Genomic DNA, 12,644 nt, shown 5'->3' on the forward strand with positions numbered 1-12,644 from the left:
ATGCCCTTCGACATCCAGGTCGTCGTCGACAGCACCACGCCCCACCAGCTCGCCGACTGGTGGGCCGGAGCGCTGGGCTGGCAGGTCGAGCCGCAGGACGAGGCGTTCATCCGCCGGATGATCGAGACCGGCGTGGCCTCCGAATCCGAGACCACCACCCACCGGGGCGCCCTCGTGTGGGCGGCGGGCGCGGCGATCACCTCGAGCGAGCCGGGGCGGCCGCGGGTGCTGTTCCAGCTCGTTCCGGAGGAGAAGTCGGGGAAGAACCGGCTGCACCTCGACGTCCGGGTCGGCGACGAACGCCGCGAGGACGAGGTGGCCCGGCTGGTCGGGCTGGGCGCACGCGAGCTGTGGCGGGGCGCTCAGGGCCCGTTCGCCTGGGTGACGCTCGCCGACCCGGAGGGCAACGAGTTCTGCGTGGCCTGAGGGCCGCGGCTCAGCTGGCGCGGAGGTCCCGGGCGAGCCGGCGATCGATCACGGTGCGCTCGGCCATCTGCCGCACGCGTTCCCGCCGGGGCCTGCGGTCGGTGCCCATGTAGCGGGCGTCCTCCACCAGCTGGAAGGCGGCGAGCACGCTCGCCTTCACCTCGCGCGCCCGTGGGACGGCGGGTCGGACCGGCTCGGCCGACGTCATGGAGACCCCCTTCTCCCGGGGGAACCAGCCGAGTACCCCCGCGCGTCCATGGTGCCCCCCTTTCGGCAGCTCCAACCCTCACCGTGAGCATTTGGTGTCGATGAGTCACGTGTTACTCGGTGTGACTGGCTCGTGTCCGAATTCGTTCCGTTCGGCGCGCCTCGCCCTCCGTAGGGTGCTGCGCATGGCAACCCCCGGGCGGTTCGGTCGGACGGCGCTGCGGGTCGCGAAGCGCCTGCTGGGACGTGCTCCGAGCCGCGCGACTCTCCGGACCGCGCCGGCCGGGCCCGACGTCGACTACCGGCCGCGCGAGGACGGCCGGCCCGATCCGGGCGAGGTCGTCTGGGCCTGGGTTCCCTACGACGAGAACGACGGCCGCGGCAAGGACCGGCCGGTGCTGGTCATCGGCCGGCGCGGGGCGGAGCTGCTCGGCCTGATGCTGAGCAGCCAGGACCACGACCCGGACGCCGCCGCCGAGGCCCGCCACGGGCGCCTCTGGACCGACATCGGCAGCGGCGCGTGGGACTCCCGCGGCCGGCCGAGCGAGGTGCGGCTGGACCGCCTGCTCGTGCTCGATCCCGCGACCGTGCGCCGCGAGGGCGCCGCGCTCGACCGCATCCGGTTCGACCGCGTCGTCGCCGAGGCCCGGCGCGTGCAGGGCTGGTGAGCCCTGCCCGTCAGTCGGCGACCGACTCGTCCCGTGCCTGACGCCGGACCGGCGGCCGGAGGTTGTAGACGCCGACTCCTTCGGTGAGCGGCTCCAGGTCGTAGCGGTGCACCACCTTGGGGCCGCCGTGCAGGTGCACGTGCGTCACCGTGGGGAGGGGGTCACCGTGCCGCGCCTCCCGGATCTGGACCCTTCCGTCGAGGGGTCCGCCGACGAAGAGCAGCACCGAGTCCTCGGTGTCGCCCGTCGCCTCGACCGCGTTCTCCTCGGACAGTTCCGGTCTCCTCCCGCTCGTGCGCCGACCAACGAGCGTAGGCGCGTCGGAGCCGTCCGTCAGGTCTGCGGACCTCCCTGCTGGGGAGATCCGGATGGGAGAATCCGACCGCAGCAGGGCACCGTGACCCGGTGCTCCTCGTCATCTCCGGACTCCCCGGGACGGGGAAATCTACGGTGGCCAGGGCGTTCGCCGCCCGCTCCGACTGCGTCCACGTCTCGGTCGACCCGATCGAGGACGCCCTTCTCCGGGCCGGCCTCCCGCGCTCGTGGGAGACGGGCGTCGCCGCGTACGAGGCGGCGCGGGCGGTGGCCGAGCTCAACCTCGGGCTCGGGAGATCCGTCGTCGTCGATGCGGTGAACGACAGCGCGTCCGCGCGCGACACCTGGCGCACGGCGACCGGCGCGGGATCCGGACCCGAGTTCGTCCTGCTGGCCCTCGACGACGAGGCGGAGCACCGGCGCCGGCTGGCGGGGCGACGGCGGGACCTGACGCACGTCCCCGAACCCGGCTGGGGCGAGGTGACCGCCCGGGCCGCGGCGTACGAGCCGTGGCCGGACGGCGAGTGCCTGCGAGTGGACGCCGCGCGGCCGGTGGACGAGATCGTGGGCGAACTGCTCGAGCATCTGTTCCCCGACGCTCGGTCTCTGCCCCGCTGAGCGGGGCAGAGACCGAGCGTCCGGAACAGGACCAGGTCCGGTCAGGCGCCGGCGCCCGACCTCCGCAGCCAGCGGGCGACCAGCGGCGCGCTGAACAGCATCACGAACAGCCGCAGCACCTGGACCGCCAGCACGAAGGTGGTGTCCGCCCCGGAGTCGCGGGCGGTGGCGAGCACCGCGTAGAGCCCGCCGGGCGTCGTCGCCAGGTAGCCCTCGAGCGCGCTCTGGCCCGTGATCCGCGCCAGCAGGACGCCCAGCCCGGCGCAGGCCAGCACCAGGGCGGCCATGATCCCCAGCGCCAGCGGCAGCGCCCTGCCGATGACGCGCAGGCTGTCCCGGGTGAAGCTGAGGCCCACCTGCAGTCCGATGACCAGGAACGCGGCGCTCTCGACGAGGCCCGGTACCTCGGCTCCCCGCGAGAGCCCGGTGAGGTCGGCTCCGGCGGCGGCGACCAGCGGCCCCAGCAGCGCCGCGACCGGCACCCTCAGCAGCCGGCCGACGACCAGCCCGACCACGGAGCAGCCGACCGTGAAGGCCAGCCCGGCCGGCCAGCCCGGACCATCCGTGCCGGGAGGCGATCCGGAGCCGGCGCCGGCGCCGTAGACCGCGGTCGCCGCGACCGGCATGAGCAGCACGATGAGCAGCACCCGCAGGTACTGCAGCACCGCGACCATGCGCTCGTCGGCGCCGAGGTCCCGCGCCATCACCACGATCCCGCTGGCACCTCCGGCGATCATGGCGAAGGCGCCGGTGACCGGGCTGATGCCGCGGTGCAGCCGCAACGCCGCACCCGCGACGAGGCTGAGCGCGAGCGTCGCCACCGTCGTCAGCAGGACGGGCAGCCAGTTGGCCCCCACGGCGCGCAGGGTGTCCAGGTCGACCAGCGCACCCATCGCGACGCCGATGACCGCCTGCCCAGCCGTGCCCGCGGCCTCCGGGAGCCGCGCCACCGTGCGGCCGGCGAGCGCGCGCACGAGGCCCGCGATCAGGCCGCCGAACAGCGCCGGGGAGGGCAACCCGGCCAGCGCGACCAGCAGGCTGACACCGATGCCGCCGGCGACGACGACCGCCGCGTCGAGGAGTCGTGCACCCCGCCCGCTCGCCACGCGCCCACTCTGCCCGGCGGTTGCGGACAGGGCGGCGTCAGCCCCCGGTGATCCGCCGGAGCTCCGCGACGTGCGCGTCGAACGCGGTCCGGCCCGCGGCGGTCAGCGAGAGCGACGTGCGCTGCCGGGACGCTCGGGTGGCCTTGTGCACCTGCACGTACCCGGCCTCCTCCAGCTGCTTCACGTGCTTGGAGAGCACCGAGTCGCTGACGCCGACCTGATCGCGCACGGTCGCGAACTCCATCGTGTCGACGACGGCCAGCAGGCCGCAGACCTGCAACCGCGGCGGCGCGTGCACGACGGCGTCGAAGCGGGGTTCGACGGCGGTCACAGCTGCGCGCGCAGGCCGGCGACGTAGATCCGGGTCACCCACCGCGAGCTCAGTCCGGCCGCTACGCCCATCACGACGCCGGCCCCGATCATGGCCCCGCGAACGTCGAGCAGGAACTCCAGCGCGACGCCGAGCGCGAGCAGGGAGAAGTAGCCGACGACCAGCCGGCGCAGCGCCCGCTGGACGCGGTCCTGGACCGGCCCCACCTTGCTGGCGTCCCACCAGGTTCCGGTGATCCGCTGGTAGGTGGCGATCAACCACCGCATGCCGAGCGCGAGGAGCAGCACCGCCGCCCCGATCACCCAGATGTTGTGCGACGAGTAGCTGCCGATGAAGCCGGCGAGGAGCAGCCCGAAGGCGACGTCCCACCACCAGGGCTGCACCAGCCGCCCGGCCAGCGCCGCACGGTCGGCCTGCAGGGCATCGAGCTGGAACCGGGCCTCGTGCTCACCACTTTCCATGTCGGAAAGAGTGACCCTCACTTTCCGATCCGTCAAGAGACGGCGAAACGCGCGTGTCACACGCGGCTGCCATCGTTCCGGCGCGAGCGGCCCCGGGGGTCGCGGGCACCTCGCCCGCGTCCACCGCCACGCGCGCTGCGATCCTGTCCCGGGCACGACGCCCCGAGCCGCACCGGAGACGACCTCCGGCAGCCCCGAGGAGATCCGCTGAGCACCGACCCGCAACCGCCCCGCCACCCGGCGCCCGGTCGCGAGCCCGGGCACGCGACGCCTGCCCCACCGGAGTCCGGCGCGGTCTACCCGGTGGGCCTGCGCCTGCGCCACCGGCTCGTCGTCGTGGTCGGCGGCGGCAAGGTCGCGCACCGCCGGGTGGCCGGCCTGCTCGAGGCCCGCGCCCGGGTCACCGTCGTGAGCCCGGAGGTCACCCCCGCCCTCGAGGCGATGGTCGGTCCCGGCTCCCTCACCTGGCTCCCCCGCCGCTACGAGCCAGGCGACCTCGAGGGCGCCTGGTACGCGGTGGCCGCCACCGACGACTCCGCCGTGAACGCCGCCGTCGCCGAGGAGGCCGAGCACCGCCGGATCTTCTGCGCCCGCGCCGACGACCGGCTCGCCTCCAGCGTCTGGACGCCGGCCATCGGACGCCAGGGCGACCTCGTCATCGGCGTGCACGGAGGCGGCGATCCCCAGCGGGCCATCGGCGTCCGCGACGCCGTCGTCGCCGGCCTGACCGACGGCAGCATCCGCGACCGGGCCGCCCGGCCCTCCCCCGGTGGCAGCGTCGTCCTGGTGGGCGGCGGGCCCGGGGATCCCGGACTCATCACCGTGCGCGGCCGGCAGGCGCTCGCCCACGCCGAGGTCGTCGTCGCCGACCACCTCGCACCCCAGGCGCTGCTCGCCTCGCTGCCGCCGGAGGTGGAGGTCATCGACGCCTCGAAGCTGCCGCGCGGCCGGTCGATGGCACAGGAGCAGATCAACGACCTGCTCGTCACCCACGCCCGGGCCGGTCGCCGCGTCGTCCGACTCAAGGGCGGCGACCCGTTCGTCTTCGGCCGCGGCATGGAGGAGATCGAGGCCTGCGCGGCCGCCGGCATCCCGGTCGAGGTGGTTCCCGGCATCACCAGCGCCATCGCCGTCCCGGCGCTGGCCGGCATCCCGGTCACCCACCGCGGGCTGACCCACGAGTTCGTCGTGGTCTCCGGGCACCTGCCGCCGGGGCACCCGCAGTCACTGATCGACTGGGCAGCGCTCGGCCGGCTGCGCGGGACGATCGTGGTGCTGATGGGCGTGGACACCGCCCCGGCGATCGCCGCGGCGCTCGTCGAGAACGGCCGCGCCCCGGAGACGCCGGTCGCCGTCGTCAGCGACGGCTCGACGGCGACCCAGCGCACGGTCCGCACGACGCTGGCCGACCTGCCGCACGCCCTCGCCGACAACGCCGTCCGCCCGCCCGCCGTCTGGGTCGTGGGTGAGGTCGTGAGCCTCGGGGAATCCTCGGGCGCTTCCAGCACATAAAGCATTGCTGCTGCAGATGTAGCACTCCTACCGTCAGCTCCACGCCGATGGATGGAGCTGCGATGCGCTCGGCACGACCCGACGGCCCGGTGATCTCGGTGAACGGCCTGCGGATGAGCTACGGGCAGCACGACGTCCTGACCGGAGTGGATCTGGACGTCCGCGCGGGCGAGGTGGTCTGCCTCCTCGGCCCCAACGGCGCGGGCAAGACCACGACCATCGAGATCCTCGAGGGCTTCCGGTCACCCTCCGCCGGCGAGGTGCGGGTGCTGGGCGAGGACCCGTTCCGCGCCGGCGACGCGTGGAAGGCGCGGGTCGGGGTGGTGCTGCAGTCCTGGCGGGACCACGCCCGATGGAGCCCCCGCCGGCTGCTCTCCCACCTGGGCGGCTACTACGCCCCCTACTCGAGGCCCGAGCGACCCCGGCCCTACGAGACCGAGGAACTGCTGCACACGGTCGGCCTGACCGAGCACGCCGACCGCAAGATCGGCACGCTCTCCGGCGGGCAGCGGCGGCGGCTGGACGTCGCCGTCGGCATCATCGGCCGGCCGGAGCTGCTGTTCCTCGACGAGCCGACGACCGGCTTCGATCCTGAGGCCCGCCGCGACTTCCACGACGTGGTGCACCGGCTCTCCGACCTGGAGGGCACCAGCATCCTGCTCACCACGCACGACCTGGCCGAGGCGGAACGGCTCGCCGACCGGATCCTGATCCTGGCCGGCGGACGGATCGTCGCGAACGGCAGTGCAGAGGCGCTGGCGCGCGAGGCCGCGGCGTCGTCGGAGGTGCGCTGGGCCTGCGGGGAGGACCGCTTCGTGCACGCCACCCCCGACGTCGTCCCCTTCGTCCGCCGGCTGTTCGAGGAGCACGGCGACGCGATCACCGAGCTCGAGGTCCGGCCGGCGTCGCTCGAGGACACCTACATCGCCATGGTCCAGCGGCACCAGTCGGGCGACCGGACCGTCGCACTCACGGAGGTCGCGCAGTGACCCCCACCAGGCACGCGATCGGCCTGGGCCTGCGCCGCGGCTGGACGGAGTTCGTGCTCAGCCTCCGCAGCGCCCAGGACCAGGGCTTCTACCTGTTCGTCGCCGTCGGCACGCTGGCGTTCCTCTGGTTCAACCGGGACAACGAGCTCGACGGCACCGGGCTGATGTACCCGACGTACGCGCTGCCCAGCATCCTCGCCGGCCTGGTCGTGTTCAGCGTCATCATCGGTCCCGCCTCCACGTTGGCGATGGAGCGCGAGGACGGCACCCTCCTGCGGCACAAGGCGGTGCCGCACGGCATGCAGGGCTACGTCACCGGCCAGCTGGTCTACCACTCCCTGGGGCTGGTCCCCATGCTGGTCACGATCCTGGTGCCGAGCCTGCTGCTCTTCGACGAGCTGATGCACCGCGGGGCCGTCGGGTGGCTCGTCCTGGCCGGGGCACTCGTCCTCGGGCTGCTGGCGACCCTGCCGCTGGGCATGCTCATCGGCGCGGTCGTGCCCAGCGTCTCGAAGCTCGGCACCTGGGGGATGTTGCCGGTCATGCTGCTCACCGCCATCTCCGGGATCTTCTTCCCGATCCAGGCGCTGTGGGCCTGGGTGCAGGTGGTGGCGCAGATCTTTCCGACGTACTGGATCGGCCTGCTGATGCGCTCGGCCTTCCTCCCCGACGCCGCGGCCACCGTCGAGCTGGGGGACTCCTGGCGCACCGGTACGGCCGTGCTCGTCCTGACGGCCTGGGCGGTGGCAGGCATGCTCGCCATGCCGCGCTTCCTCCGCCGGATGGCCCGCCGTCAGTCGGGCTCACAGGTCCAGGAGGCCCGGGACGCCGCGCTCCAGATCATCAAGTGAGCGGGGAACGCACCCCGGACGCCGTCCACAACCGGATCGCCCTGCTGCGTGCCGAGCAACGGGTGAGCCGGCGGGAGCTCGCCGAGGCCCTCGGCGTCCACTACCAGACGGTGGGCTACCTGGAGCGCGGCGAGTACAACCCGAGCCTCCACCTCGCTCTGCGCATCGCGGAGTTCTTCGGCGTCCCTGTGGAGGCGGTGTTCTCCACCCGACCCTTCCCCCGCGTCACCGATCTGCACCGCCCTGCCGGGTGACCGGATCCGTCCTCACCCCCTCCACCCCGGGGCGAGACCTCCGGGGATGTCGCACCCGCCCCCTACGGTGCCGCGCATGACGACGACGCCGAGCGACGGCGAACAGCCAGGGATCGATCCGGTCATGGTGCGCCTCGGCGAGGCGATCGCACTGGGTCAGCAGGGGCGGCGGGAGGAGGCCCGCGCCACCTTCTCCGAGATCTGGGCGGAGATCGGCACCGACGGGGACCCCCTGCACCGGTGCACGCTGGCGCACCACATGGCCGACGTCCAGGACGATCCGCGCGACGAGCTGATGTGGGATCTGCGCGCCCTGGTGGCTGCGGAGTCCATCACCGACGATCGGGCCGCCGCAGCCGGGGCCACGGGTCCGGTGGCCGCGTTCTACCCGTCGTTGCACCTCAACCTGGGCGAGGACCACCGCAAGCTCGGCGACGTCGCAGCGGCCCGTCGCCACCTGGAGCTGGGCCGGCAGGCCGCGGTCGCGCTCGGCGACGACCCCTACGGCTCGATGATCACGGCGGGGCTCGACGGACTGGCGGAGCGGTTGTCCACCTAGGTGACCCTCAGCCGAACCGTCGGGCGGTTGACTCGAGCAGGGCCTGTCGCTCGGCCGGCAGGCGGTTCGGGCAGGAGACGCAGGTGCTCCCGTGCGGCAGCTGGTCGACCAGGCAGCAGGACACCCGCGAGACGAAGCGCACCCCGGCGACATCGGTGTAGCGCGGCTCGGGCAACGGGGACCCGATGGCGCGGGCCAGCGGGACCGCCACCGCGGTGACCGCCGGGACGTCGCCCAGCGCCCGGCCGAGCGAGAGCAGCCCGTTGGCCAGCGAGTCGGTGGCGATCCCCCACAGCGGCCGCTCCCGCATGCCGGCCACCTCGGCCAGCGCCGGGATCACCGCCTCGAGGCACTCCCGCAGTCCGCCGGCCGGGTCGGCGTCGGGAGCTCCGGAGACCGCCGCGACCGGGCGGCTTCCCGGACCGAGGAACACCGTCGTGTCCTCGAGCCGGGCCGAGAGCGGCCGGCCGACGGCGAGCCCGGCGAGGACCGGTGCCATCACCACCGCTGACGCCGAGTACCACCAGACCGTGACCGCGACCCTCGGGTCCCCACTGCGCAGCGCCGGCAGCTCCGCCAGCCAGGCCGGATCGGTGAGCGTCGTCGCCGGCACCGCTTCCGCGCCGCTCGGAGGCACGAGGCCGAGGGCGACGGCACCCCGGACGCGCGCCGCCACCTGCGCCTGGATACCGCTCATCGGGTCAGTGTTGCCGGTCGTCGCTTGGCAGGTCGCACGGGGCAGACGGTGGAGACCTGGGGCCATACGGTGTGTCCTGGACCACGTGTGCATCGTCGCCGGACCCCGGTGACGCCGATCGGGAGGACCCCATGAGCGAGACGACCCAGGCAGCCGGCCGCACCTTCGCACCGCCGGAGGAGCTGGCCGCCCAGGCGAACGTCGGTCCCGGGATCTACGACGAGGCGGCGAGTGACCGGCTCGCGTTCTGGGAGTCCGCCGCGCGCCGGCTCAGCTGGGACCAGGAGTGGGACACCGTCCTCGACTGGAGCAATCCGCCCTTCGCGAAGTGGTTCGTCGGCGGCAAGCTGAACGTCGCCTACAACTGCCTGGACCGGCATGTCGAGGCCGGCCACGGCGAGCAGGTCGCCTACCACTGGGAGGGCGAGCCGGGCGACACCCGCACACTCACCTACGCCCAGCTCACCGAGGAGGTCTGCCGCACGGCCAACGCGCTCGTCGAGCTCGGCGTGAAGGCCGGCGACCGGGTGGCCATCTACCTGCCGATGATCCCCGAGGCGGTCATCTCGATGCTGGCCTGCGCCCGCATCGGCGCGGTGCACATGGTCGTCTTCGGCGGCTTCTCCGCCGACGCCCTGGCCAGCCGGCTCGACGACGCCGGCGCCGTCCTCGTGATCACCGCCGACGGCGGCTACCGCCGCGGCGCGCCCAGCGCGCTCAAGCCGGCCGTGGACGACGCCGTGGGCCGCAGCCCCGGCGTCAAGAACGTCCTCGTCGTCAAGCGCACCGAGCAGGACATCGAGTGGTCCGAGGGCCGCGACCTGTGGTGGCACGACGTCGTGGGCCGGCAGTCCTCCGAGCACACCTGCGAGTTCTTCGACGCCGAGCACCCGCTCTACATCATGTACACGTCCGGGACGACGGCGAAGCCGAAGGGCATCCTGCACACCAGCGGCGGCTACCTGACGCAGGTCGCCTACACCCACTGGGCGACCTTCGACCTCAAGCCCGAGACCGACGTCTACTGGACGGCGGCCGACGTCGGCTGGGTGACCGGCCACAGCTACATCGTCTACGGGCCGCTGGCCAACCGGGCCACGAGCGTCATGTACGAGGGAACGCCGGAGACGCCGCACCGCGGTCGCTGGTTCGAGCTGATCGAGAAGTACCGCGTGACGATCCTGTACACCGCGCCGACGGTGATCCGGACCTTCATGAAGTGGGGCGAGGAGGTCCCCGCCGGGTTCGACCTCACGTCGCTGCGGCTGCTCGGTTCGGTCGGCGAGCCGATCAACCCCGAGGCCTGGCTCTGGTACCACGAGCACATCGGCGGCGGGCGCTGCCCGATCATGGACACCTGGTGGCAGACCGAGACCGGCGCGCACATGCTCACCCCGCTGCCCGGCGTCACGAAGCTGCAGCCCGGCTCGGCCCAGCACCCGTTCCCCGGCATCTCGGCCAAGGTCGTCGACGACGAGGGCAACGAGCTGTCCGACGACTCGACCGGCCTGCTGGTGCTGACCGAGCCGTGGCCGTCGATGCTGCGCACCATCTGGGGTGACGACGACCGGTACGTCGACACCTACTGGTCGCGGTTCGGGAAGAGCGTCTACTTCGCCGGTGACGGCGCCAAGAAGGACGCCGACGGCAACATCTGGCTGCTCGGCCGCGTGGACGACGTCATGAACGTGTCGGGCCACCGGATCTCCACCACCGAGGTGGAGTCCTCGCTGGTCAGCCACCCGACGGTGGCCGAGGCCGCGGTGGTCGGTGCCAGCGACCCGACCACCGGTCAGGGCATCGTGGCGTTCGTGATCCTCCGCGGGAACGCCGAGGACTCCGGGGACGAGCTGGTGCAGACGCTCAAGCAGCACGTCTCCAAGGACATCGGCCCGATCGCCAAGCCCCGCCAGATCATGGTCGTCCAGGAGCTGCCCAAGACCCGCTCCGGGAAGATCATGCGGCGGCTGCTGCGCGACATCGCCGAGAACCGCGAGCTGGGCGACGTCACCACGCTCACCGACTCGTCGGTGATGAACATGATCAAGGACAAGCTGCCCGCCGCCCCCGCGGAGGACTAGCGGGAGGACCCGCCGGCTCCCTTTCGGGGGAGCCGGCGGGCGCCGTCGCGGCGGGTGGGGCACGATTCCCCTTGACCAGCAGTGCAGAACGCAAAGGAGTTGCCCTCGTGGCCCACAGCGTGACGACCGGCGGGGACGACCGGTCCGCCGGAGCCGCCGAGCCCTCCATCGGAACCCTCGTGCAGAGCGCGATGGCCGACCTCTCGACGCTGGTGCGCAACGAGGTGGAGCTCGCGAAGACCGAGATCTCCGGCTCGGCCAAGAAGGCCGCCATCGGCGGAGGCGCGTTCGGCGCGGCCGCCGTCGTCCTCGGCTTCTCGTCGTTCTTCCTCTTCATCGCGATCGCCGAGGCGCTGACCGCGCTGGGGCTGCCTCGGTGGGTGTCGTACCTGATCGTCTGGGCAGTCCTCGTCGTCGTGGCCGTCATCGCGGCGCTCGTCGGCAAGAAGATGATCAAGAAGATCGAGAAGCCGGAGCGGACCATCGAGTCGCTGCGCGAGCTGCCCGACGTGATGCACCGCGAGGCGCCGGGTGCCCGGCACCGCGACGTCCCGGTGGTCAGCGGCGGCAAGGTCGAGCTGCACAACAAGCAGCCCTACTCGGTCTGACCGCGTGACCGTCCCTCCGGACGGCCGACCCGACGCCACCAGCGTCCTGCTCCCGGGGCCGTGGACCCATCGCGACATCTCGGCCAACGGCGTGCGCCTGCACGCGGCCGAGGCGGGCGAGGGTCCGCTGGTGCTGCTGCTGCACGGGTTCCCGCAGTTCTGGTGGACCTGGCGCTCGCAGCTGACCGCGCTGGCCGACGCCGGCTTCCGGGCCGTCGCGCCCGACCTGCGCGGTTACGGAGCCAGCGACAAGCCGCCCCGCGGCTACGACCTCCCGACCCTCTCGGCCGACGTCGCCGCGCTCGTACGGGCGCTCGGGGAGCGGGACGCGGTGGTGGTCGGCCACGACTGGGGCGGACTGCTGGGCTGGACGATGGCGGCCCTGCACCCGCGCGCCGTCCGCCGGCTGGTGGTGCTGTCGATGGCCCACCCCCGGCTGCTGCGGGCGGGGATGACCGACAGGGCCCAGCGCCGGGCGTTCCGGCACGCCCTGACCTTCCAGGTGCCGCGGTTGCCCGAGCGCCGGCTGACCCGGCTGGACGACGACCCGGTCGCCGACCTGATGCAGCGCTGGGCCGGCCCCGAGTGGACGCGGACGTCGGACTTCGCTTCGGCGGTGGACCGCTACCGGTCGGCGGCCCGCATCCCGCAGGCCGCCTACGGCGCGATGGAGTACTACCGCTGGGCCGGGCGGTCGCAGCTCCGACCCGACGGGCTGCGCTACGCCCGGCGCATGGCGGCGCCGATCACCGCCCCGACGCTCCAGCTGCACGGCACGCTGGACACCTGCGTGCTGCCCGCCACCGCGCGCGGCTCCGGCCGGTACGTGGCCGGCGCCTACGAGTACCGCGAGCTCGACGGCATCGGCCACTTCCCGCACGAGGAGGCCCCCGACACCGTCACCCGAGCCATCGTGGAGTGGGGCGCGTAGCGAAGCGGAGCGGCCCTGCGCAACAGGATG

General features: G+C 73.2%; 17 protein-coding genes. 11 read left to right on the forward strand and 6 right to left on the reverse strand.

The features are described 5' to 3' along the window. Positions 1–426 carry a VOC family protein gene (locus LBW97_RS07345; RefSeq protein WP_224498750.1) on the forward strand — a complete coding sequence of 142 codons (426 nt, stop codon included), beginning with the start codon at positions 1–3 and terminating at the stop codon, positions 424–426. A gap of 10 nt (positions 427–436) precedes the next feature. Here LBW97_RS07345 and LBW97_RS07350 read toward each other — a convergent pair whose 3' ends face one another. Then, on the reverse strand, positions 437–634 hold the full coding sequence (locus tag LBW97_RS07350; RefSeq protein ID WP_224498751.1) for a hypothetical protein: 198 nt from the start codon (positions 632–634) through the stop codon (positions 437–439). Positions 635–818: 184 nt separating this feature from the next. On the opposite strand from LBW97_RS07350, the gene LBW97_RS07355 reads away from it, so the two are divergent. Further along, on the forward strand, positions 819–1,301 hold the full coding sequence (locus tag LBW97_RS07355; RefSeq protein ID WP_224498752.1) for a type II toxin-antitoxin system PemK/MazF family toxin: 483 nt from the start codon (positions 819–821) through the stop codon (positions 1,299–1,301). A gap of 10 nt (positions 1,302–1,311) precedes the next feature. Here LBW97_RS07355 and LBW97_RS07360 read toward each other — a convergent pair whose 3' ends face one another. Then, positions 1,312–1,527, reverse strand: coding sequence for a hypothetical protein (locus LBW97_RS07360; RefSeq protein WP_224498753.1), 216 nt, complete (start codon positions 1,525–1,527; stop codon positions 1,312–1,314). Positions 1,528–1,706: 179 nt separating this feature from the next. Between LBW97_RS07360 and LBW97_RS07365 the strand changes: the two genes are divergently transcribed. After that, complete coding sequence (locus tag LBW97_RS07365; RefSeq protein WP_224498754.1) at positions 1,707–2,234, forward strand: AAA family ATPase; 528 nt, start codon at positions 1,707–1,709, stop codon at positions 2,232–2,234. A gap of 41 nt (positions 2,235–2,275) precedes the next feature. Here LBW97_RS07365 and LBW97_RS07370 read toward each other — a convergent pair whose 3' ends face one another. From LBW97_RS07370 to LBW97_RS07380, 3 genes are read right to left on the reverse strand one after another with little or no spacing between them, the layout of a single operon-like run. Then, positions 2,276–3,340, reverse strand: a complete 1,065-nt coding sequence (locus LBW97_RS07370; RefSeq protein ID WP_224498755.1) for an AbrB family transcriptional regulator — start codon at positions 3,338–3,340, stop codon at positions 2,276–2,278. Positions 3,341–3,377: 37 nt separating this feature from the next. After that, the gene (locus LBW97_RS07375) at positions 3,378–3,671 is read right to left on the reverse strand and encodes a transcriptional regulator (RefSeq protein ID WP_224498756.1); all 294 of its coding nucleotides are present in this window, start codon (positions 3,669–3,671) and stop codon (positions 3,378–3,380) included. After that, on the reverse strand, positions 3,668–4,132 hold the full coding sequence (locus tag LBW97_RS07380; RefSeq protein WP_224498757.1) for a hypothetical protein: 465 nt from the start codon (positions 4,130–4,132) through the stop codon (positions 3,668–3,670). The genes LBW97_RS07375 and LBW97_RS07380 overlap by 4 nt, the downstream gene beginning before the upstream one ends. Before the next feature lie 303 nt (positions 4,133–4,435). On the opposite strand from LBW97_RS07380, the gene cobA reads away from it, so the two are divergent. The 5 genes from cobA to LBW97_RS07405 all read left to right on the forward strand — a co-directional run bounded on the left by cobA (position 4,436) and on the right by LBW97_RS07405 (position 8,297). Continuing rightward, positions 4,436–5,644, forward strand: a complete 1,209-nt coding sequence (gene cobA / locus LBW97_RS07385; RefSeq protein ID WP_224498758.1) for a uroporphyrinogen-III C-methyltransferase — start codon at positions 4,436–4,438, stop codon at positions 5,642–5,644. Between the two features lie 62 nt (positions 5,645–5,706). Next, complete coding sequence (locus tag LBW97_RS07390) at positions 5,707–6,633, forward strand: ABC transporter ATP-binding protein (protein ID WP_224498759.1); 927 nt, start codon at positions 5,707–5,709, stop codon at positions 6,631–6,633. Further along, entirely contained in the window at positions 6,630–7,484 is an 855-nt protein-coding gene (locus tag LBW97_RS07395) for an ABC transporter permease (protein WP_224498760.1), read from the forward strand. Before LBW97_RS07390 ends, LBW97_RS07395 begins: the two co-directional genes overlap by 4 nt. Continuing rightward, the gene (locus LBW97_RS07400; protein WP_224498761.1) at positions 7,481–7,738 is read left to right on the forward strand and encodes a helix-turn-helix transcriptional regulator; all 258 of its coding nucleotides are present in this window, start codon (positions 7,481–7,483) and stop codon (positions 7,736–7,738) included. Before LBW97_RS07395 ends, LBW97_RS07400 begins: the two co-directional genes overlap by 4 nt. Before the next feature lie 76 nt (positions 7,739–7,814). After that, the gene (locus LBW97_RS07405) at positions 7,815–8,297 is read left to right on the forward strand and encodes a hypothetical protein (RefSeq protein WP_224498762.1); all 483 of its coding nucleotides are present in this window, start codon (positions 7,815–7,817) and stop codon (positions 8,295–8,297) included. Positions 8,298–8,304: 7 nt separating this feature from the next. Here LBW97_RS07405 and LBW97_RS07410 read toward each other — a convergent pair whose 3' ends face one another. After that, the gene (locus LBW97_RS07410; protein WP_224498763.1) at positions 8,305–8,994 is read right to left on the reverse strand and encodes a (2Fe-2S)-binding protein; all 690 of its coding nucleotides are present in this window, start codon (positions 8,992–8,994) and stop codon (positions 8,305–8,307) included. Positions 8,995–9,125: 131 nt separating this feature from the next. On the opposite strand from LBW97_RS07410, the gene acs reads away from it, so the two are divergent. The 3 genes from acs (at position 9,126) to LBW97_RS07425 (ending at position 12,614) form a co-directional block, all read left to right on the forward strand. Beyond that, complete coding sequence (gene acs, locus LBW97_RS07415; protein ID WP_224498764.1) at positions 9,126–11,075, forward strand: acetate--CoA ligase; 1,950 nt, start codon at positions 9,126–9,128, stop codon at positions 11,073–11,075. 107 nt (positions 11,076–11,182) lie between these two features. Beyond that, positions 11,183–11,683, forward strand: coding sequence for a phage holin family protein (locus LBW97_RS07420; protein WP_224498765.1), 501 nt, complete (start codon positions 11,183–11,185; stop codon positions 11,681–11,683). A gap of 4 nt (positions 11,684–11,687) precedes the next feature. Further along, positions 11,688–12,614, forward strand: a complete 927-nt coding sequence (locus LBW97_RS07425) for an alpha/beta fold hydrolase (protein WP_224498766.1) — start codon at positions 11,688–11,690, stop codon at positions 12,612–12,614. Positions 12,615–12,644: the final 30 nt, after the last annotated feature.

The organism is Blastococcus sp. LR1 (assembly GCF_020166105.1).
In the GTDB taxonomy this organism is placed as follows: domain Bacteria; phylum Actinomycetota; class Actinomycetes; order Mycobacteriales; family Geodermatophilaceae; genus Blastococcus.